The sequence below is a fragment of the Candidatus Hydrogenedentota bacterium genome (assembly GCA_016791475.1).
Lineage (GTDB): Bacteria > Hydrogenedentota > Hydrogenedentia > Hydrogenedentales > JAEUWI01 > JAEUWI01.
Genome location: JAEUWI010000003.1, coordinates 14,931 through 36,631, shown reverse-complemented (window position 1 = coordinate 36,631; position 21,701 = coordinate 14,931). Strand labels below are relative to the sequence as shown.

General features: G+C 59.7%; 19 protein-coding genes. 11 read left to right on the top strand and 8 right to left on the bottom strand.

Going from position 1 to position 21,701, the window contains the following annotated elements; genetic code table 11:
- The first annotated feature begins 65 nt into the window (after nucleotides 1-65).
- The 6 genes from JNK74_02305 to JNK74_02280 all read left to right on the top strand — a co-directional run bounded on the left by JNK74_02305 (nucleotide 66) and on the right by JNK74_02280 (nucleotide 5,187).
- Nucleotides 66-1,028: a XamI family restriction endonuclease gene (locus tag JNK74_02305; protein MBL7644999.1), complete on the top strand. Its 963-nt coding sequence runs from the start codon at nucleotides 66-68 to the stop codon at nucleotides 1,026-1,028.
- Nucleotides 1,029-1,031: 3 nt separating this feature from the next.
- A complete protein-coding gene (locus JNK74_02300) occupies nucleotides 1,032-2,624 on the top strand; it encodes an SAM-dependent DNA methyltransferase (protein ID MBL7644998.1) in 1,593 nt (530 codons plus the stop codon).
- A gap of 363 nt (nucleotides 2,625-2,987) precedes the next feature.
- Nucleotides 2,988-3,491, top strand: a complete 504-nt coding sequence (locus tag JNK74_02295; protein MBL7644997.1) for a hypothetical protein — start codon at nucleotides 2,988-2,990, stop codon at nucleotides 3,489-3,491.
- A 50-nt stretch (nucleotides 3,492-3,541) separates the two neighbouring features.
- Entirely contained in the window at nucleotides 3,542-4,336 is a 795-nt protein-coding gene (locus tag JNK74_02290; protein ID MBL7644996.1) for a hypothetical protein, read from the top strand.
- A 213-nt stretch (nucleotides 4,337-4,549) separates the two neighbouring features.
- Nucleotides 4,550-4,822, top strand: coding sequence for a hypothetical protein (locus JNK74_02285; GenBank protein MBL7644995.1), 273 nt, complete (start codon nucleotides 4,550-4,552; stop codon nucleotides 4,820-4,822).
- Nucleotides 4,822-5,187 (top strand): type II toxin-antitoxin system VapC family toxin, encoded by a 366-nt coding sequence (locus tag JNK74_02280; GenBank protein ID MBL7644994.1) that lies wholly within the window; start codon nucleotides 4,822-4,824, stop codon nucleotides 5,185-5,187. The genes JNK74_02285 and JNK74_02280 overlap by 1 nt, the downstream gene beginning before the upstream one ends.
- A gap of 27 nt (nucleotides 5,188-5,214) precedes the next feature.
- Here the strand turns inward: JNK74_02280 and JNK74_02275 are convergent, their stop codons facing one another.
- The 7 genes from JNK74_02275 to JNK74_02245 all read right to left on the bottom strand — a co-directional run bounded on the left by JNK74_02275 (nucleotide 5,215) and on the right by JNK74_02245 (nucleotide 13,905).
- The gene (locus JNK74_02275; protein MBL7644993.1) at nucleotides 5,215-5,874 is read right to left on the bottom strand and encodes a DUF1080 domain-containing protein; all 660 of its coding nucleotides are present in this window, start codon (nucleotides 5,872-5,874) and stop codon (nucleotides 5,215-5,217) included.
- Nucleotides 5,875-6,004: 130 nt separating this feature from the next.
- Nucleotides 6,005-6,700 carry a two-component system response regulator KdpE gene (gene kdpE, locus JNK74_02270; GenBank protein ID MBL7644992.1) on the bottom strand — a complete coding sequence of 232 codons (696 nt, stop codon included), beginning with the start codon at nucleotides 6,698-6,700 and terminating at the stop codon, nucleotides 6,005-6,007.
- The gene (locus JNK74_02265; GenBank protein ID MBL7644991.1) at nucleotides 6,697-9,387 is read right to left on the bottom strand and encodes a DUF4118 domain-containing protein; all 2,691 of its coding nucleotides are present in this window, start codon (nucleotides 9,385-9,387) and stop codon (nucleotides 6,697-6,699) included. Before JNK74_02265 ends, kdpE begins: the two co-directional genes overlap by 4 nt.
- A 25-nt stretch (nucleotides 9,388-9,412) precedes the next feature.
- Nucleotides 9,413-9,985, bottom strand: coding sequence for a potassium-transporting ATPase subunit KdpC (kdpC, locus tag JNK74_02260; protein ID MBL7644990.1), 573 nt, complete (start codon nucleotides 9,983-9,985; stop codon nucleotides 9,413-9,415).
- 31 nt (nucleotides 9,986-10,016) lie between these two features.
- A complete protein-coding gene (kdpB, locus tag JNK74_02255; protein MBL7644989.1) occupies nucleotides 10,017-12,074 on the bottom strand; it encodes a potassium-transporting ATPase subunit KdpB in 2,058 nt (685 codons plus the stop codon).
- A 17-nt stretch (nucleotides 12,075-12,091) separates the two neighbouring features.
- On the bottom strand, nucleotides 12,092-13,816 hold the full coding sequence (gene kdpA, locus JNK74_02250) for a potassium-transporting ATPase subunit KdpA (protein MBL7644988.1): 1,725 nt from the start codon (nucleotides 13,814-13,816) through the stop codon (nucleotides 12,092-12,094).
- Nucleotides 13,816-13,905: a potassium-transporting ATPase subunit F gene (locus tag JNK74_02245; GenBank protein ID MBL7644987.1), complete on the bottom strand. Its 90-nt coding sequence runs from the start codon at nucleotides 13,903-13,905 to the stop codon at nucleotides 13,816-13,818. Before JNK74_02245 ends, kdpA begins: the two co-directional genes overlap by 1 nt.
- A 618-nt stretch (nucleotides 13,906-14,523) precedes the next feature.
- Between JNK74_02245 and JNK74_02240 the strand changes: the two genes are divergently transcribed.
- From JNK74_02240 to JNK74_02220, 5 genes are all read left to right on the top strand, one after another.
- Nucleotides 14,524-16,566, top strand: a complete 2,043-nt coding sequence (locus JNK74_02240; GenBank protein MBL7644986.1) for a serine/threonine protein kinase — start codon at nucleotides 14,524-14,526, stop codon at nucleotides 16,564-16,566.
- 477 nt (nucleotides 16,567-17,043) lie between these two features.
- Nucleotides 17,044-17,775: an ABC transporter ATP-binding protein gene (locus tag JNK74_02235; GenBank protein MBL7644985.1), complete on the top strand. Its 732-nt coding sequence runs from the start codon at nucleotides 17,044-17,046 to the stop codon at nucleotides 17,773-17,775.
- On the top strand, nucleotides 17,772-19,034 hold the full coding sequence (locus tag JNK74_02230; GenBank protein ID MBL7644984.1) for an ABC transporter permease: 1,263 nt from the start codon (nucleotides 17,772-17,774) through the stop codon (nucleotides 19,032-19,034). The genes JNK74_02235 and JNK74_02230 overlap by 4 nt, the downstream gene beginning before the upstream one ends.
- 56 nt (nucleotides 19,035-19,090) lie before the next feature.
- Nucleotides 19,091-19,678 (top strand): hypothetical protein, encoded by a 588-nt coding sequence (locus JNK74_02225; protein MBL7644983.1) that lies wholly within the window; start codon nucleotides 19,091-19,093, stop codon nucleotides 19,676-19,678.
- 46 nt (nucleotides 19,679-19,724) lie between these two features.
- Entirely contained in the window at nucleotides 19,725-20,555 is an 831-nt protein-coding gene (locus JNK74_02220; protein ID MBL7644982.1) for a DUF3299 domain-containing protein, read from the top strand.
- Between the two features lie 55 nt (nucleotides 20,556-20,610).
- Here JNK74_02220 and JNK74_02215 read toward each other — a convergent pair whose 3' ends face one another.
- Entirely contained in the window at nucleotides 20,611-21,681 is a 1,071-nt protein-coding gene (locus JNK74_02215) for a hypothetical protein (protein MBL7644981.1), read from the bottom strand.
- Nucleotides 21,682-21,701: the final 20 nt, after the last annotated feature.

Here is a 21,701-nt window from a genome sequence, read left to right as displayed (position 1 = left end):
GCTACTCCAACAAATTTACCCTCCAAGACCCAATTCGCTCTTTAGAATTCAGGAAATCGCGCGCAATGCCGGTAAATATGGACAAGCCCCATCGTTGGAAAGACGATGTCGCCCGGTCGGTTGACCAATACAACGAATGGTTCATGCGCTTTGCCCCAGGGGCCTACCGCGAAACACGTTTTGAAGCCACGAAGCAGGTAGAAACGGCCCTCGCGCTAACCAACAATCTGACGGACATATCATCGAAGACGCTCGCGAAGCACCCGGAAATCCTACCCATTCTCAGAATGTCCACCGCACCGCCAATTGCCCGTGATCGATTGATTGGTCTCGCGTCAGTCTCGCCCAGTCTCGTGAACAATATGGAAAAGAAACAACGGGTGTCGCCGAAGTTGATAGCGACGGGCGCTGCCGCGGAACTTGAAAAAATTGGCACGTTGATACACAAACTCGCCGACGTGGATTTGTTTCCTTGGCTTGAAAATAGAGTCCCCCCTTCGGATACAGAGATTCATCGGGCCGCCACCGTGGTGGCCGACCGACTTTGCGGCGCCTTGGCAGATCCGATTGTCAGGAATGCGCAGGAGAAACGACAGCTCGCCATGATTCGGCAGTGGCTTGAGCAACGGCAGTACACGCTTGTAAAGCCCGCCTCGATATCCGAGTTTCGCGAAATGGTGCCGGGCACCTTTGCCTTCCATCTCAATGTATCCGTCGCACTTGAAGGCGGCCTATCCAGGGTCAACATTCCAATAGACGTAGCCATCTTGCCGCACAAAGGGAGCAAACGCGGCAATCCCCTGCTGATCGAGTGCAAATCGGCCGGCGACTTCACGAACACGAACAAGCGGCGCAAGGAAGAGGCGGTCAAGATTTCGCAGTTGCGGGCGAACTATGGGAAGTCTTTCAACTTCATCCTCTTTCTCTGCGGCTATTTTGACAGCGGCTATCTGGGCTACGAAGCCGCCGAAGGTATTGACTGGGTGTGGGAGCATCGAATCGACGACCTCGCGAAATTTGGACTCTAGCGAATGCTGAATATCGACGAACTAGAACGGGAACGGCTTGAAATACAGGCTAGGCTGGATTCCGAAAAGACCCAGGCGGAGCGAAACCGCATGGGCCAATTTGCCACGCCTACCGCGCTGGCCTGCGACCTGCTCCGATACGCCAAACGCGAGCTGTCCCTGGACACTCCAATACGCTTTCTCGATCCCGCCCTCGGGACAGGTTCTTTCTATTCAGCCTTTCTTCGCATATTTGGCGAGGATGCTCCCTTTGCCGCCGACGGCTTTGAGATCGACGGCCACTATGGAGAACCTTCGCGCGATCTGTGGCAACAACACGGGCTGAACATTCGAAGCGAGGACTTCACGGCGGCGGTGCCGCCCGAAAACGATGCGGACAAGGCCACGCTGCTCATCTGCAATCCGCCCTATGTCCGCCATCACCACATTTCAGCCGAAGACAAGCGCCGTCTTCATGATCGCGTTGCCGCGAAACACGGTATCGCCTTGTCGGGACTCAGCGGGCTCTATTGTTATTTCCTGTGCCTCTCCAAAGAGTGGATGGCCTCCGGCGGACTCGCCGCATGGCTCATTCCGAGTGAGTTCATGGATGTGAACTACGGCAGGGCCGTCAAGGACTTCCTGCTGAATAAGGTCACCCTGTTGCACATCCATCGCTTCTCCCCGGCGGATGTTCAGTTTGGCGACGCCCTGGTTTCTTCCGCCATTGTATGGTTCAGGAACGAGTCCCCCGCGCCTTCCCACACGGCCAGGTTTTCCCTCGGCGGATCCCTCTTGGAGCCATCGACGGAAAGTGAATACCCGCTTGAGCAACTCCACTTGGAGAAAAAGTGGACTAGCCTTCCTCAGACCGGCACGCCACGACAAATCGCCATCACCTGCGAATTGCCAGAGCCCGTCCTCGGCGATTTTTTTAGTGTCAAGCGTGGAATCGCCACGGGGGCCAATAACTTCTTCATCATGTCCCTCGCGGAGGCCGAACGGCGCAAGATCCCGAAGCAATTCCTGACTCCGATTCTCCCGAGTCCGCGCTATCTCGCCACGGATCGGATAGAAAACGGAAAAGACGGCGTTCCGGCGATTGAAAAGCTGGGCTTCCTTTTCTCCAGCGCCCTGCCGGAGGAACGCATCCAGCACGAATACCCCGACGTGTGGAAATACCTCGAAGAAGGCCGCGAGCGAGGAGTCCCAGAAGGTTACATCTGCCGCAACCGCTATCCGTGGTATCAGCAAGAGCGCCGAGAAGCCCCTATGTTCCTCTGCACCTACATGGGGCGCACCAACGGCAACGGCACAGACCAGGTATTCCGATTCATACTCAACCACTCCAACGCCGTCGCGGCGAATGTCTACCTGCTCCTCTACCCAAAACCGTGGGTCAAGAAGGAGCTTCAGGCGAATCCGCACCTGGCGGAAGAAATTTGGGCCATGCTCCAGTCGATACCCGTCGGAAGCCTAATCGGCGAAGGGCGGGTCTACGGCGGCGGACTACACAAATTGGAACCGAAGGAACTGCTGAACGTTCCCGCTGAAAAGTTTGCCTTGCTGTTTTCGTCCCATTTCAAGGTTTCGGCTATTCAGATGACATTGTTTTGACTTGATCGTTTCGTAGCGGTCAGAACCGTAGTCGTCTTCGACGTTCACCTGTCGGACTACTATGATTACCCTAGAGCCAATCGATTTTTCGCATGCTTTGAAGGCTTGAATTAACGCAGGTGAGTCTCCAAGACCGGGCGACTGATTTATGTGCCTAAACTAATTATTTCGCCGGAGGATCCCGAATTGATAACACTCCCTATCACAACACCTTGGAACTATTGCTCCCCCCACCTTTTTCGCTACTTAGAATCGAAATTTGTAGATGAGTTCTTTTCTGACGGGAGCCTCCGTCTGAGCTCGTTCGGTCAGTTTCGAAAGCACGCCGACGAAGAAAGGTTGGATATAAAGGAGGGCAAGACAATGTTCGTGAGCAGGACACATGCCAACGGCGGACAGACAATTGAAGCCTTCGCCGATCATGGCATGAATGCTTACGTATTATGTACTACTATGAAATTCGATAAAACAGGCCAAGCGAATTTTGCAACAGATTCATACATCCGCATTGGACACTCCACAAACTTCGGAATAGAGGTTTCGCGACAAATTCCTGGCCTAGTGGCCGGATTTGAGGGGCCTTGTCTTTATCAGGAGAAGAGAATTATTGAGCAGGATCTTGGCTGGGTTGACCCGGAGTGGCTACGCGGACCAAGTACAAATCCAACGCCAAGCGGTACCCGATTGGAAGAATTTCCTTTGTCGCGTATGGGGCATCTTCCATTCTTTCTCAAAGAAGGCTCATTTGCACACCAGGTTGAGTATAGATTTGTCTGGATTGTCAATTACGAGCCACGCGAGCACTTGGACGTGAAGGCTCCAAACGCGAGATTACACTGCCAATCACCGAACGGCCTCACAAGATGAGTTTAACGCACAAGAGACACTCTGCTCTATTACTATGGAGAAGAGCAATTGTGAACGTTGTAAAGCGCTCCACTTCGGAATCCACCCTGAAGCATATTTATCGATACCTTACTTTGCCTTCGACTCTCGCAGCTCTGTTGATCTCTAACGGGTTCTGGGACGCACCTGCGGACGAGACAAAAGCGACACCGACCCCGCTCCCCGATCCCTCCCTCGCCCCCTTTGCCGACCTCCGGCCCGAATCCCCTTCCCCACGGCATCATCAGCGGGCGGAGGTTTTGTTTCGTCTGGGGCGTTTTTCGGAGTCGGTGGCGGATTACAACGTGGCGGCGCGCGGGGGTGAGCCGCATGATGAGGATTCGTGCTGGGAGCGGGGATTGGCGCTCTATTATGCGGGGGACTACGCGGGCGGGGCGGCGCAGTTTGCGCGCTATCATTCGGTGGGCGCGACGGACGTTGAGAATGGCCTGTGGCATTTCTTGTGTCTGGCGGAGGCGGAGGGCGTGGAGAAGGCGCGGGAGGCGTTGCTGGACTACACGCGGATGCGGGAGGCTCCTTTTCCGGCGCTGTGGGCGCTATATCAGGGCGAAGGCACTGTGGAAGCTGTGATGGCCGCGGCGGAGTCGGGGGATGGCGATGCGGACGGCCGTGGACGGCGTCTGTTTTATGCCCATTATTATGTGGGGAAGTATTTTGAGGCGACGAAGGATTTCCCCAGGGCACGGGAGCATGTGGCGAAGGCCTTGGCGCAGTCGCTGCCGTATTTCATGGATGATTGCGCTCGGGAGGATCTCCGGCGGCTGGAGGCGCGGGTGGCGGGTGAAACGGAGAAGAAAAAGGAATAGGATTGACCAAGGAAGGGCACGGAATTTCACGGAAGATGGGGAAAGGGAGTTGAACCGCAAATTATCGCAAATGGACGCAAATTTTTGGGTGGGTGCCGTCCGTGGGGATTCGGCTTGAAAAGTCCTCTCACCTTTTAATTCGCCGAGACACCTGATGAATTGGTAGACTGATGGAACGATACGTGCCGGGGTTGCACGCGCAGGAGATTTTCCATGCTTAAGAGTTATGAGGCTATATACGATCATGGACGCGTAGAATGGATTGGATCGGAACCGCGTCTTGAACACGGACGGGTTCTGGTGGTGGTGGAAGAAGCGCCGGACGTATCGGAAGCCGGATCGACCAACGGTGACCGACTGGCCGATTTGCTGGAAGGCCTGGAGACGACCCGCCGAAAGAGCTTGACGGAAAAATTCGGCGACCCAGTCGCGTGGCAGCGTGAGGAACGGCAAGAGCGACAACAGCCCGGTCGGGAACAACGCTGATGTTGCTGGACAGCAACATTGTCATCTATGCCTTCGATCCTGCCCATGCGAAGGTGGCCGATTTTCTGCGTGGCAAGAACATTCGGGCGTCGGCGGTCTCAAAAATCGAGGTCATGGGTTACTGGCGACTCACGAACGACGATCACCAGTCCTTCGCGGCCTTCTTTGCCGAGTTGGATATAATCGCCCTATCCCCCGAGATTGTTGATGGTGCCATCGCGTTGCGAAGAAAACGAAGCATCGGGCTCGCCGATGCCATCATTGCGGCCACGGCGCTCGCTCACAATTTGCCACTCGCAACGCACAACACGCACGACTTTGATTGGATCGAAGGCTTGGACCTAATCGACCCCGTTGAAGGGTGACCTTCCGAAAGTGAAGGCTACCCGTACTTATTTCGGCTCCTTGTCAGGCAACGCCTTGATGCGCACGTTGCGGTACCAGATGCGCTTGGCTTCGTCCTGAAAACCGATGTGGCCCATTTCGGGGCGGTCTTTCATGGCGGACTCGTCGAGCTTTAGATCTATGATCTGCTCGCCGTTGAGCACGACGGTGAGTCGGTTGTTCTCGACCGTGATGGTATAGCGGTTCCATTCGCCGGCGGGTTTGGCCATGTTTTTCGAGGGGGCCGCCGTGCCGATGACGCCGCCGCAGTCGTGGTTCCCGGGATTTTCGAGGCCATGGGTGTCGAGGATCTGCACTTCGATGCCGTTGGCGACGGGCTGGAGGGGATCGCCGACGCGGAAAAAGACGCCGGAGTTGCCTTCCTTCTCGATCTTGAACTCCAAGTCGAGGACGAAGTCCTTGTAGGTGCGTTCGGTCATGATATAGGCGTCGAAGCGCTGCCAGCCGGTCTCGCCGGGCCGGGGCACGAGGGAGACCGTGCCATCCTCCTCCACCACCCAGTTGCCCGTAGTCTTCCAGCCATCCAGATTGCTGCCGTTGAAGAGCGGAACGAAGCCTTCCCGGTCTGGCGCGGTCTCGTTTCCATGTAAAAGTCCCGCGACCAGCATCACGCCGATGAACATCAGGGTCGTTTTTCTTGCACGCACTATTCGCTCTCCTCACCACATGGGGTACGAGGGCCCTACCCGGAGGGCCGCGGGCCAACATGGACTCTAGCGCAATGGCGGGACGGGAAACAATATCCGCCGTTGCCGGCATCGCGGCTACCGGGTGACGTCACATCACGAAGCGATACCCAACGCCTGTCTCAGTGAGTAGGTGGGCCGGTCGGGTTGGGTCGGCTTCCAGCTTGTGGCGCAGGTGACCCATGTAAATGCGAAGGTAGTGGTTATGCTCGACGAAGGATGGGCCCCAGACTTCGCGAAGGAGGTTGCGGTGGGTGAGCACTTTTCCCTCATGGGCGATGAGGGTCGTCAGAAGACGATACTCAATGGGCGTCAAGTGAACCTTCTCCCCGTGGTTGGTGACTTGTCGTCGGGCAAGATCGACTTCTATCGCCCCAAAACGGATGCTGGATCCCGAATCGAGCGTGGCGCTGGTGGTGCGGCGCAAGGTCGCGCGAACGCGCGCAAGAAGTTCGCCCGTGCTGAAGGGCTTGGTCAGATAGTCGTCGGCCCCCGCGTCCAGCGCCCCGACCTTGTCCTTCTCGGCGTCGCGCGCGGATAAGACCACGATGGGCAGGTTGCTCCAGGCCCGGACCTCGCGAATAAAGTCGACGCCGTCGCCATCGGGCAGGCCGAGGTCGAGTATGACAAGATCGGGCTTGCGGGTGCCCGCCTCCACCAGACCACCACGGAGGGTGTCGCTCTCCACCACTTCGAATCCACTGTCGCTCAGGCTGGAGCGAAGGAAACGTCGAATTTCCCGCTCGTCTTCGACGACCAGGATGGTAGCGCGGTTGTCGTTGATCATGCGTCGTCCATCTCGCTTTCCACCGTCTCCGGATCCAGTTCGGGCGGTGTCTTCAGGGGCAGGGTCATGCGAAAGCAGGTGCCGCCTTCTGGCCGATTTTCGGCCGTGATGGTGCCGCCGTGGGCGTCGATGATGGCGCGGCAAATCGCCAATCCGAGTCCGACGCCCGCCACCGAGGACTCCGACTTCCCGCGCACGAATTTCTCGAACAGCACACTTTCCTGACCTTTCGGTATTCCAGGACCTTCATCCCACACTTCAATTTCCGCCTGCACGCCTTTCACACGGGCGCGAATGCCTATGGACCCTCCGGCAGGCACGTATTTTCCCGCATTTTCGAGCAAATTTGCGAACACCCGCTCCAGGAGCACGCCGTCGCCATGGAGCAAGGGGAAGTCGGACGGTATTTCGACCAGCAACCGGTGCTGATCCAGGGCGGGGCCGAGGGCATTGCGGGCGGTGCCAATGAGCTCTTCCAGGTGCTGCCAGTCGGGCCGGAGCACGCCGGGCCCCGCTTCGAGCCGCGCCATGTCGAGCAAATTGCCGACGATGCGCGCCATGCCCCGTACCTGCAGGTGGATCCGCGCCACCAGATCGTGTTGCGCTTCCGGGAATCGGGCCTTTTCATGAAGGAGCGTTTCGACCATGATCTGCATGGAGGCCAGGGGCGTCTTGAGATCGTGGGAAAGGGCGTTCAGCATGGATTCCCGCAGACGCCCCGACTCGATCTTCAGCAGGGTCTCCTGGGCCACGGTGACAAAGTGGACGCGCTCCAGCGCGATGGCCGCCAGGGCGCCCAGCGTCTCCAGTTGCTGGCGGTCTTCCGTCATCATCAGGGCCTGGCGCGGGAGACTTTGAATCGCCAGGACGCCCCGGACGCGCATGGGGGCCTTCAGCGGGAGATAGTGGACCTCGCTGCCTGGGAGTGTGTCGGTGCCGGCGCCTGCGGTGCTGCACCGATCAAAGCTCCACTGGGCAATGCCCATATCCACGGCCATGGTATCGGCGGGGGCCTTCAAGCGGTTGGCGAGATCGGGCATGAGCAGGCGGGATTCCGCCCCGAAAAGCCCCTTCACCGCGCGCTGCACAATCCCCGCAATCTGCTCGTTGGTCAGTGCGCCGGAGAGGTCCCGTGCGAGCTGATAGAGGTCGCGCATGTGCTCCTCGCGGGAGAGGGCTTTTCTCGTTTGAAAACGCATGCCGGAAGCCAGGCTTGCGGTGAGGAGCCCGGCTACAAACATGACAAGAAAGGTGATCAGATACTCCACATCACTCACGGCAACGGAGAAGCGCGGTTCGACGAAGAGCACATCGAAGGCCAGCACGTTCAACAGGGCCGTGACGATGGCTGGGCCGCGCCCGAGATACAGGGCCACCGGTAGTACGGAAGCAAGAAAAAGCATGGCGATGTTCGTGTCGTCCAGTGCGGGAAAGAACGGATAGGTGGCGGCGGCCGTGGCCGCGCTGGCGACGATGGAGAGGACGTAGCGTTGGGTGGAAATCCGCGGCCCCGCCGGGGATGTCTTCGCGGCGCGGCGAGGCTGATCAGCCTGTGCGGGCCTGCCCACCAGCACCAGATCGAGATCCGGCGCCAGACGTTCAATCTGCTGGGGCAGATCCAGCGAAAGGGGGTTGCGCCACCAGGAATGCACCGTGCGACCCAGCACGATCTTGGTGACATTCTGCCGCCGTGCATAGGCGATCAGCCCCTGGGCGATGTCCACCCCCGAAATGGTCGACGTAGACGCGCCGAGATCTTCCGCAAGCTTCAAGCGCCCCAGGACAACGGAAAGGACCGCTTCCGGCAGCGCCTGGTGGGCGGGGGGGTCCACGTAGATCGCGTGCCAGTCCGCGTTCAGTGCCGAGGCCAGCCGGGAGGCGCTCCGGAGCACATCGTCCGATCCGGGAGCGGGCCCCACGCAGGCCAGGACGCGATCCCGCGCGTGCCAGATTGACGTTGCCGCGGCGCGGCTGCGATAGCCCGCCATATCATCGTCCACCCGGTTGGCCGTGCGACGAAGGGCCAGCTCGCGCAGTGCGATTAGGTTGCCCTTGCGGAAGAAATTCTGCGCGGCGCGATTCGCCTGCTCCTGCATGTAGACTTTGCCGTCCTTCAGGCGCTGGAGCAATTCCTCCGCCGGAAGATCGACCAGGGTGATCTCATCGGCGGCATCGAAGACCCGATCTGGCACGGTCTCCCCCACCCGGATGCTCGTGATCCGCCCCACCACGTCGTTCAAACTTTCCAGGTGCTGCACATTAAGTGTCGAATAAACATCCACACCCTGGCCTAAAATTTCTTCAATATCCTGCCACCGCTTCGGATGGCGCGAGCCTGGAGCGTTGGTGTGGGCCAGTTCATCGATGAGTATTACCGATGGACGGCGTTTCAGGGCGGCATCAATATCGAATTCTTCCAGGTCATGACCGCGATACGGCAGAACCCTTCGCGGAAGAAGCTCCAGCCCTTCCAACAACGCCATGGTGTCGCGGCGGCCGTGGGTCTCCACGAGGCCAACGACCACATCCACTCCACCCTCCTGCAATTGCCGGGCGGCCCGGAGCATGGCGAAGGTCTTCCCCACGCCGGCGCTGGCGCCAAAGAATATCTTTAACCTGCCGCGCCCCGCTTTGGCCTCTTCCGCCTGAACACGCCGGACAAGCTCGTCCGGGTCGGGGCGGGTCATCGCATGCTCCGGGTCCACCACACTGTCACTCCATTTCATCAAGGCTGAGATTGAGGCGCAACACGTTCACCACCGGCTCCCCGAATCCCGGCACGGCGGGACGCTCGGCATGGGCTTCAATCAGGGACTCGATCACCCCCACATCCTTGCTGCGAAAGCGCGCGACACGTTCAGCCTGATACTTCGCCGCAGCAATGCTGATATGGGGATCGAGACCGCTGCCGGAGGCGGTGACCAGGTCGATGGGGATCGGCTGGTTCTTATCCGTCGCAGCATCGCGCAGAAGAGTCGCCCTCGCCGTCACGGCTTCGAGCAGCGCGGGGTTGGTCGGCCCGAGGTTTGAGCCGCCCGAAGCCGCGGCATTGTACGCGGATCCCCCCGAGGCCGAAGGGCGGCCCCAGAAATACCGGGGCGCGGTAACGGACTGACCAATCAATTCCGAGCCGACAACCGTTCCGTCACGGATGATGAGACTGCCGTTGGCCTGATGGGGAAAGAGCGCCTGCGCGGCGACGGTGATGAGCACCGGATAGACGATTCCGGTCAGTACAGTCATGAGGGCGAAGAGCACAACTGCGGGTCTAAGTATGTTTTTCATGGGGTTCATAGCTCCTTTGAGTATACAGCAATCAGAACACGGACAGCGCCATGTCGATAACTTTGATACCGACGAAGGGCGCGACAAGTCCCCCCAGTCCGTAGATCAACATGTTCCGCCGGAGCAGCGCTCCGGCGGACGCGGGCGTGTAGGCCACGCCGCGAAGGGCCAGGGGAATCAGGGCGATGATAATCAAGGCGTTGAAGATATCCGCCGACAGAATTGCCGAGGCCGGCGTTTCGAGCCCCATCACGTTGAGCACACCCAGCGACGGATAGGTCGCCGCGAAGGCCGCCGGAATAATGGCGAAGTACTTCGCCACGTCGTTGGCGATACTGAAGGTGGTGAGCGCGCCGCGCGTCATGAGCATCTGCTTGCCAATTTGGACGATCTCGATTAACTTTGTCGGGTTGGAGTCCAGATCCACCATCGTGCCGGCTTCCTTGGCCGCCTGCGTACCCGAATTCATCGCCATGGCCACATCGGCCTGGGCCAATGCGGGGGCGTCGTTGGTTCCATCGCCCGTCATGGCCACCATGTGGCCCTCCGCCTGGTAGCGTCGGATCATGGCGAGTTTGGCTTCCGGTGTGGCTTCCGCCAGGAAATTGTCCACGCCGGCTTCCGCGGCAATCGCCGCCGCCGTCTTTGGGTTGTCACCGGTAATCATGACGGTCTGTATGCCCATTCGGCGCAGTTCCGCGAAGCGCTCGCGAATTCCGCCCTTGACAATGTCCTTCAACTCGACCACGCCCAGCACCTTGGTGCCCTCCGCAACCACCAGCGGCGTGCTCCCCCGGGTGGCCACATCGTCTACGAGCTTGCTCATGCTTTCCGGGTAGCTGCCTCCCTGTGACTCAACCCAGGCGCGCACCGCCTCGGCGGCGCCCTTGCATATTTCGCGACCGCCGAGGGAAACACCGCTCATTCGCGTCTGTGCCGTGAAGGGTATGAAATGGGCGTCAAGCGCGGCCAGTTCACGTTCGCGGAGGTTGTAGGCCCGCTTCGCAAGCACGGTGATACTCCGCCCTTCGGGCGTCTCGTCGGAAAGTGAGGCCAACTGGGCCGCGTCGGCCAGGTCTTCGACCGCCACCCAGTCCGCGGGAAGGAAGGCGACCGCCTGCCGGTTACCCAGGGTAATGGTGCCGGTCTTGTCCAGCAAGAGGATGTCAACATCGCCCGCGGCCTCGATGGAACGGCCGGACGTCGCGACCACGTTTGCCGCCAGCACGCGGCTCATGCCCGCGATACCGATGGCTGAAAGGAGGCCGCCAATGGTCGTGGGAATCAGGCATACCAGCAGGGCGGCGAGGACCGTGATGCTTACCGGCGCTCCCCCGCTGCCATTATTCGCCGCATACTGCGAGAAGGGCAGCAGCGTGGCCGTGGCCATGAGGAAGGCAATCGTCAAGCCGACGAGAAGGATGGTCAGAGCCACTTCGTTCGGGGTCTTGCGCCGTTGGGAACCCTCCACCATCTTGATCATGCGATCTAGAAAGGACTCTCCAGGATCCACGGCCACGCGGACAACGAGCCAATCGGAAAGCACGCGGGTGCCGCCGGTGACGGAACTGAAATCGCCGCCGGCCTCGCGAATGACCGGAGCCGACTCGCCCGTAATGGCGCTCTCGTCCACCGACGCGACGCCCTCGATCACTTCGCCGTCGCAGGGCACCATGTCACCGGCCTCGATGAGGACCACATCGCCTTTTCGGAGCTCGTCGGCCAGCACGTTCTCCCAGGGGGCGTGGCGCTTTGGCTCGATGAGGAGCTTCGCATGGACGGCGGTACGCATCTCGCGCAGGGTCGCCGCCTGGGCTTTGCCCCGGCCTTCGGCCATGGCTTCGGAAAAGTTGGCGAAGAGCAGGGTGGCCCAGAGCCAGGCTGCTACGCCGAAGATAAAACTTGGGGGCGCTTCACCTTCGCCAACGAGCGCCTGGACGAAGAGGGCTGTCGTCAATATACTGCCCACGTAAACCACAAACATGACCGGATTCCGGAACTGACTGCTGGGGTGGAGCTTCTTGACCGCACCCACCAGGGCACTCTTCATTGTGGCCGGGTCGAGCATGGAGAACGATTTTTTATACATGAAAGGGATTCCTTGTCTTAGTGGAGGGCAAGCGGCAAGAGGTGCTCGGCTACCGGGCCGAGCGCCAGCGCGGGGATATAGGTAAGGGCGCCGGTGGCCAGCACCGTGCCGCCCAGCATCACGGCAAAGAGCACGCCGTCCGTGGGCAGGGTACCGACCGTTCGCGCCGTTTCGGCTTTTGCGGCCAGGCCGCCCGCAAGGGCGAGTACTGGTACGATGACCGCGAAGCGACCGAGCCACATGGCGATGCCAAGCATGCTGTTATAGAAGGGCGTGTTCGCCGAGAGTCCGCCGAAAGCGCTGCCGTTGTTGTTGGCGGCCGAACTGAAGGCGTAGAGAATCTCACTGAAACCATGGGCGCCGGGATTGAGCATGCCTGAACGGCCGACTTCGACCGAAATCGCCACGGCCGTTCCCGCGAGCACCAGGACTGGCGTCACGAGCACCGCCATAGCGGCCATCTTCATTTCGAAGGGCTCCAGCTTCTTGCCCAGGTACTCCGGGGTGCGCCCAATCATCAGGCCCGCCATGAAAACGGCAATAACCGCGAATACCAGCATGCCGTAGAGCCCGCTGCCCACGCCGCCGAAGACCACCTCGCCCAGTTGCATCAGCCACATGGGGAAAAGGCCTCCCAGGGGTGAGAAGGAGTCGTGCATGCCATTTACCGCGCCACAGGAAGCGCTGGTGGTGATGGTGGCAAAGAGCGAGGTGGCCGAGATTCCAAATCGCGCTTCTTTGCCTTCCATGTTGCCGCCCGGCTGGTCCGGACTGGCTGCCATATCCAACCCGACGGGACTCAGGGCGGGGTTGGCCTGCTGTTCGAAATAGCCCACGCCCACGGCGCAACTCAAGAAGAGCGCCGCCATGACACCCCAGAGCACCCATCCCTGACGGTAGTCGCCCGCAAGGTGGCCAAAGGCCCGGCACAGCCCGGCGGGAATCAGGAAGATAAGCGCCATCTGCAGAAAGTTCGAGAGCGCGTTGGGATTCTCGAAGGGGTGCGAAGCGTTGGCGTTAAAGAAACCACCGCCGTTGGTCCCCAGCATCTTTATGGCAACCTGGGACGCTGCGGGGCCCATGGCGAGCTCCTGTGCCGGCTGCGCCGCGCTGTCCAGCGGCGCGACCGTCACATAGGCGCTGAAATTCTGGACCATACCCTGGCTGACCAGCACCAACGCGCAAATCGCGCTGAGCGGAAGCAGCATGTATACCGTGATCCGGTAGACGTCCACGAAGAAGTTTCCGATAGAGGCCGAGCGCTTCAGCGTGAAGCCTCGAATCATCGCAAAGGCCACCGCGATTCCCGTCGCCGCCGACAGGAAGTTTTGCACGGCCAGGCCCGCCATCTGGGTAAGATAGCTCATGGTGCTCTCACCGCCATAGCCCTGCCAGTTCGTGTTGCTGACGAAACTGACCGCGGTGTTGAACGCCGAGTCCGCGGTGACGTTGCCAAACCCCTGTGGATTCAGGGGGAGCCAGGCCTGCGTCCGCTGCAAGGCATAGACCGCGAGCACGCCCAGGAAATTGAACACCAGTACCGCCATCGCATAGCGAGACCAGGACATGCCCTCCGCGGGGTCGATACCGCACAGGCGATAGACGGCGCGCTCCAAACGCCCCAGCAGCCCGGCGCCCGGGAGGCCCCGCTCGATGCGAACGAGCCAGGCCCCGAAGGGGAAGGTTGCGCCAAAGAGCGTCAGCATGAATGCCGCAAGCAAGATAAAATATCCGTTACTCATCAGAATTGCTCCGGAAAAACCAGTACATAAGACAGATAGAGCAAGAGCCCCGCGGTCAGGAGGACCGCCACCCATTCCAGAAGGCCCATCTCAGTTTCTCCCAGTGGTTCGAGCAATGGCCACGGCCATCCCTACGGTCAAGGCGGCGAGAATCGCCGCCAGTGTCAGATACATCAGGTCCATACGCACCTCCTTGGTTGTGCTGACAAGACTGTACCTTCCGGCGCGAATAAACGGGGTAAAGAGGCGGGCGGCTGGTGTAAAAATGGTGTAAACAGCCCGCGCTGGCAACGCGCCAACTCGGGGAAATTGGGCGGCAGTTCGGCGAGAAGTCAGGTCCGGGTCTATCCACCGGATTTGCCGCCGAGAATTCAACGGGCGCGACCGTCTGGCCCAGCAGTGCAATAGCACTACGCTGAGTAGAGGGTCCTCGCGCCATGCGCCGTGGCCTCGCCACGTTGCCCTCCCATGGAATACACTGATAGAATTCCGCCTCATCCATAAAGCGTATCGAACCAGATTCCGGACGCCTTGACATCGTGTCTAAGAAGGGTGCGGACGGACCATTAAGGCATTGCATGGGTACTGAGAATATTCCAACAACCAAAGGCTCCTCGACGCACCGTTCCGGCCTGTCCTCCAAGTCGATCTCCCGTTCCTTTCGGAGTACCGCGCTGCTATTGAGGAAACAACTCTGGATCTGGCCCGTGATTGCCCTGGTCCTTCTCGTGTTCCTCGGCACCTGGGTTCGAAAACAGATTGAGCGACCGATTCGGGAACAATTGCAAAGTGAATTGACCACGGTTCTGAACGCGGATGTGGCGGCTATGGAGCTCTGGATTCAACACCAGAAGGAGAACGCGGAAGCCTACGCCGCCGACACGGTTGTGCGTGATTCGTCTCTGCGGCTGACCGAAATCGCCCGGTCCAATCCTGATTCGCCCACGGCCCTGCTTGATTCGCCCGCCCAGTCGGAGCTTCGAAACCGATTCGAATCGGGAAACGATGAAAAAGTGTCAACGGGCTATGTTCTCTTCGATCCGCAGGGAATGGTCCTCGCTTCCTACGCACCCGAACTGATTGGCAAAACGCCCTACGATGTAGCACTTCCGTGGCTCGCCGAAGCACTGGCGGGAAAGACAACCCTCTCCAACCCCTTCAAGAGTATCGTCATGCTCGCGGACGCCCAGGGACGACTCAGAACCGGTGTCCCAACCATGTTTGCCCTGGCGCCCGTTCGGAATAACAGCGGCGAGCAGATTGCCGTGATCGCCGAACGACTGCACCCCGAAGGGCAATTTACCGCCATCCTCCAGCTTGCGAGATTGGGAAAGACCGGAGAGACCTACGCGGTGGATCGAAACGGACTGATGCTGTCTCAGAGCCGATTCGACGATGAACTCAAGCAAATTGGTCTGGTCACCGACGACGACTTGTCCTCTTCGGTTTTGACAGTGGAACTCAGAGATCCGGGGGTCGATATGACCGAGGGCACGCGCCCTGAAACACGTCGCCCGGACCAGCCATTGACCGTTCCCGCGCGTGCACTAAGCGAGGGCAAGTCCGGATTCAATGTAGACGGGTACCGCGACTATCGGGGCGTGCCGAGTGTCGGCGCCTGGACCTGGCTGGAAGACGCGGGATTTGGCGTTGTCGCCGAAGTTGACCGTGCCGAGGCTTATCGTCCGGTGTACTTCATTCGCAAGGTGTTCTGGGGGTTATACGCGCTCATCGCCCTGACCTCCGTGGCCATTTTTGTGTTCACCGTACTCGTGGAGCGCTTGAAACGCGAGGCGCGCAAAGCGGCTCTCGACGCCCAGCGCCTGGGCCAGTACGCGCTGGAGGAAAAGCTTGGCGCCGGAGGCATGGGCGTCGTCTATCGGGCGCGTCACGAGATGCTTCGCAGGCCCACGGCCGTAAAACTGCTGGACGTGGAACGCACGACCCCCGACAGCATCGAGCGTTTCGAGCGGGAAGTCAAACTCACCAGCCTGCTGAACCATCCCAACACCATCACGATTTACGACTATGGTCGCACCCCCGAGGGCATCTTCTATTACGCCATGGAGTATCTCGAAGGGGTCGATCTTGAGCGCCTCGTAAACCGCTATGGCGCCCTCCCGGAGGGACGCGTCATCTCTATACTCAAACAGATCTGCGGTTCGCTGGCCGAAGCCCACGGCGCGGGCTTGATCCACCGCGACATCAAGCCCGCCAATATCATGATCTCCGCACGGGGCGGGCTGTACGACATGATCAAAGTGCTCGACTTTGGCGTCGTCAAGGCCATGGACACCGCTGCGGCGAGCCGCCTGACGGCCTCGGGCTCGTGGATTGGCACCCCGGCCTACATGTCGCCTGAGGCGGTGAATTCTCCGGACAATGTGGACGCGCGAAGCGACCTCTACGCCGTGGGGGCCGTAGGCTATTTTCTGCTTACCGGAACGCCCGTTTTCCCCGGTCAATCGCCCATGGAAATCCTGCGCAGCCATGTCAATGAACCACCGTCTCCACCCTCCGTCCGGCTGGGCCGTTCCCTGGATCTGACCCTGGAGAACCTGATTCTTCGGTGCCTTGCCAAAGCGCCTCAGGATCGCCCCCACAGCGCGGCTACCCTGCAGCGAATGCTGGAGGAGTGTGATCCGGTTAACGAATGGACAAAGGAGATGGCCGCAACCTGGTGGCGGGAGTTTTTCCCGGAATCCAAGGGCTCCTGGGTCGGTGTTGAGGGCAAGACCCAGGTCACATGAGACTCCGGCGCGTTGCGGGATACGTCGACTACTCCACCAACTCCACTGAGTTCCCTTCGCTTGCACTGACAGCCATGTCGCCAAACTTTGGGTAGCCGAACCGGTGTGGCGCAATATCAGTTCGACCGGCACCAGGCTCGACATCTACCTTACGGATCCCTGCTGTTAGGCTCATGCTGCCGGCGGAACTCTGGGGCCGAGGGAGAAGCTTCTTACCCCAAACCACTTTCGTAAACCGGCGTGCTCTTTTTTGTATCAGCCTGCGCAGTTGGGTTTGGCTCATCCATCGCCCCCCCCCCTCTTGGTGCCTGGTACCTCGTGGAGCAGGACTGCCCGAAAGCACGATTTGCATTCGATACTGCGTACGCAGTATCATCATGGTGTCGAGACAGTCTCGGCCAATATCGCCATGGTGCAGTTGGTGCAATACAACTAAAGTGAGCTTTCGCCGATCCCGTGAGGTGCCCGAAGGTCCCCATGTTGTCCACCCCACGTTCTCAAATATCCGCGCTTAACGGGAACCCCGAGCCCGCACTTGAAGCGCAAGGTCTGGAGAAGTCCTATCGGACGCCAGACGGTGTTCGCGTGCCCATCGTGCGGGTGGACGCCTTCAAGTTGGTCCACGGTCATCATACGGCCATCCACGGTGGCAGCGGATCCGGAAAGACAACGTTTCTCAATATGCTTGCCGGCATTCTTCAGCCCGATACGGGCGTAGTACTGATCGAAGGCCAGATTTTTTCCGCCCTCCAAGAGTCCGCCCGGGATCGGGTGCGCGCCAGACGCATCGGCTACATCTTCCAAACCTTCAACCTGCTCCAGGGATACACTGCCCTCGAAAATGTTCGTATGAGCATGCTTTTCGGTAGTGAGGTGGACAATGAATACGCCCTTCACCTGCTGGAGCGCGTGGGCTTGGCTGATCGCCTTCACTATCGGCCAGGCCAAATGTCGGTGGGCCAGCAACAGCGGGTTGCCGTGGCACGCGCTCTCGCCAATCGTCCGTCGGTTGTGCTCGCAGACGAGCCCACGGGCAACCTGGATCAAAAGAACGCGGCGGACGCGATGACACTCATCCGCACCATCTGCGCGGAGGCGGGAGCCGCCTTGCTCCTCGTGAGCCACGATCGGGAGATACTCGCACAGTTTGACGAGTTGCACGCCTTTTCGGATATCAACGTAGTGCTTCGGCGGAGGAAGTCGGAATGAGCCGAGCCATACTCATGATTGCACGAAAGAGCCTCCGGCAGCACCTCTTTTCCACGGCGATAACCGTCATCTCTGTGGCGCTCGCCTCGGGCCTCATCATGGCGGTATTCGCGATAGAATCCCAGTCCAGGCAGGCCTTCGCAAATCCGGATGTGGGCTATGATGCGGTGCTGGGGGCGCGGGGCAGCAAGCTGCAACTGGTGCTGAACACGGTCTTTCATCTGGAGACCTCGCCGGGCAACATTCCCTGGACGCTTTATACGTCTCTGCGCGATAACACTGTTGGGGTGCAGAAGGCCATACCTGTAGCGACCGGCGACAACTACTTGGGGTTCCGAATCGTCGGAACGACCCACGCCTTCTTTACCGATCTTCCATCTCGAAGCGGAGCGGTCAACGCGGTCCGCGATGGCGGGCGTTTCTTCGACGACGGCTTTCGCGAGGCCGTGGTCGGAAGCTTTGTCGCCGAACAGACCGGCCTCAGACCGGGCGATACGATCAACCCCTATCACGGACTCACCTATGACGAGAACGCAAAACACCCGGAAGAGTATACGGTGGTCGGAATTCTTGAGCCAACGAACACGCCATCGGACCGTGTGATATGGATCCCTATCGAAGGGATCTTCCGCATGGAGGGCCACGTGCTTCGGGCCTCGGGCGAAGACTACCAGGCCGCCGCGGGGCAGTCCATACCCGATGAGCACAAAGAAGTCAGCGCAGTGCTGCTCAAACTCGCCAGCCCCGCCACGGGTTGGCAGTTGGAGCAGACCATCAACAAGCAGGGCAAGGTCGCAACGTTGGCCTTTCCCCTTGATGCCGTCATGCTGGATCTCTTCGAAAAAATGGGCTGGGTCAATCGTGTGCTGAAGCTAGTGGCTTATCTCGTCGTGCTCGTATCTGCGACCGCGATCACGGCCAGTATTTACAACACCATCAACGAGCGGCGTCGCGAGTTTGCCATACTTCGCGCACTGGGTGCGCGCCGGGCCACCGTATTCGGCGCCATCGTACTTGAGTCGAGTCTCATCGGTTTCATTGGTGCAATCGCGGGCTTCGCGCTCTACATGGTAATTCTGGCCGTCGCCGCCTGGGTCGTCCGTGAGCATACCGGTGTCGTTCTCCGCACCCTGGTCCCCCATCCGATACAAGTCATAACTCCTCTGGGAATGACGCTCGTTGGCGGCTTCGCGGGAATCATTCCCGCCGTCAGAGCCTATGGCACTGATATCGCCACCAACCTGCTTCCAAAAACTTGAACGCCCCGAAGATGGCGTTGAAGGTCAACATCAGAATGAACTCTGGAGACCAAGAGATGAGCCACCACCTTTCACTGCGCCCCTGGATTGCCACTCTGACACTGGCTTTGGGCATTGGCCTTCATCTCGGCGCATGCAAGCCCGCCCAAGAAGTTCCCCCTGCGACGGAACCTGCCCGACCTGAAGCCAAAGCGATGGCGGCCTCCCCCGCTCCTGCGCCCGCCGATCACGATGATATTGGTCATGATCACGAGGAAGAGCATGACCACCATCACACCGCACCGCACGGTGGCACACTGCTGGTATTGGGTGGTCACCTGGGGCACATCGAAGTGGTACTCGACCCGTCATCCGGGCGCTTGACCCTCTACTCCCTTGACGGCCATGCCGAGAGTCCCGTCCGGATGAAAGAGCCTAACCTAGTGTTGACCGTGATTCCCGAAGGTGGGACACCGTTCGAACTGCAGGTGGCAGCCCAGGAGAATGCCCTGACCGGTGAAACGTCGGGGGACACCTCCCAGTTTTCGGTTACGGACGAACGCCTGAAAAACCTTCAGCGCTTTCAGGGTCGAATAGGCCCGTTGAGTTTCAGGGGCACATCGATCAACGAGACCGAATTCAACTTCCCGGACGGGAACGAGTAACAATACCGCGGATTAAGCCGGGGCCAATTGGAAAGGTAACTTGAACATGAGAAGACCCAAGGAACTGGCGGGACTGATCGTTCTAGTGGCCGCACTGCTGGGCATGATTATGGGGGGAGGATTGAGTGACCAGAATGCCCCCGGGGAGATTGGACGTCACCCACAGGTGGCCGAAGAAGCGCTATTCCCCCTTGCGGATGTCGCCTATGCGGGTACCGAGGAGACCCCGACGGCAACGCCTCCTCCCCCACGCGGCGCACCCATCGACGCCCCGGCGCCCCGGGCCGGCCGGAGAATCGATACGCCGTCGGTCGCGCCGGGCAGCCGCAACATACCTCAAGCCGACTTTGAAGCCTTACAGGAATCGGAGACGAAGCTTGCAGAGAAAGGTGGCTCGCTCAATTTTGAGAAAACGACCGACGGGAAGTATTTCAAGCTCACCTTTCGTGGACTAGCATCCTTCACATACAAACATCCGGATCCCGAGACACTTCAAAGAGCGGAAAACCCGTCAGCCCTGCTGGGTGATCAGATTCCCGCGCCAATTCGCGCGCTGAGCGGCCAGCAGGCGGTGGTCGTGGGATTCATGGTGCCTTTTGAACTTGCCGAGGATGGAAGCATTACCAGCTTCGCCATCACGCAGAATCAGTCCTTCTGCTGCTACGGCGTTTCCCCCGAAATAAACGAGTGGGTTCTCGTGGAGGCATCCCCCGCCTTGAAAGTCGCCTACCAACCCGAATCGCCCGTGGCCGTCTTCGGAACTCTCGACGTTGGTGAAGAGATTGAAGAGGGTTACGTACTCAGTATCTATCGCATGAAGGCCGGCGACGTGTCAGACGCGTCTAAACTGCTGCGAAAGTCCCTGCTGCGACCGTAGACGCCTAACAGCCCGCTGCAGTTACCTGCGACAACATCAGACGCAAATCCTACTTCTACTCCACCAACTCCACTAAGTTCCCTTCGGTCACCCTGGCCTGCATGGCGAGGATCCATTCCCGCAGCAAGGCCACTCCCTCATCGTGGATCATTCGTTTGGGAAGGGGCGGCATCATAACGCCGGGCTCGGTGCTCTCCAGTCTGTGCATCAGAATGGACACCTCGGGGTGTCCCGGCTCGATGCCGAACTTGTAGCCGCCGGAACCGCGGCCCGCAGCAATAGGGCTCTTGAACACACCGTATTTTCCGGCGTCTCGCTGATTGTAGGACAGATCCAGCCCGGACATGTGCGCGGGCCCCGAGGGGTTGTGGCAATGGGCGCAGTTGATATCCAGATAGGCCCGCGCCCGCTCGTTCAGGGTGCCGCTGGCGGGGTCGTCGGCGTTGGGAACCCGGGGTGCCGCTTCCGGGGTGGGCGCCTCGCCCAGATAACCCGCCGCCTGCCACTTGAGGAGCTGATTCATGGCGCCATCGGGATAGGAGTACGTCTTGTTCAGGTGGCGCGCTTTTGGACCGATGGGCTGTAGCTTGCCTCCGATTTCATGGCACTGCTTGCACTCGTTCATGTTGGGGATGATGTAGCGATCTAGCTTGCGCACCTCCCCGTCGAAATGCGTCCACGAAACATCCACCCGCCCCCCCGCAACGGCCAGCCGGGCGTCGCTCGCGTCCTGGTTCCAGATGTAGGCGAAGCCCGCCCACCCTTCCGGCTTGTGAATAAGGAGGCGCGTTTCAACGATCCGCTCCCCTTTCGAAGGGTCTCGGATATCATTTAGAAAACCGAACGTTTTCGCGATCACCGTGCCGACGGGGAAATCGAAGACATCCGGGTCTCGATACGCCGCCTGGGTACCTTCAGGGAGCCAGATGAAGCGGTGCTTGGTCGCATAATCCGAATAGAGCGGTGTATTCAAGTCGTAAGGCAGAACACCATCATTGGGAATCTGGCGGGCGCCGTCTTTAAACAGGTTATACTCGGAAATATTACGCGCCGGAGGCTTGGTCACATCGACCGACACCGGCGCGGCAAGGGCCGCGACACAAAGCAAAACTGAAATTCCCGACATGGCAATCGCTCCTGAGTTTG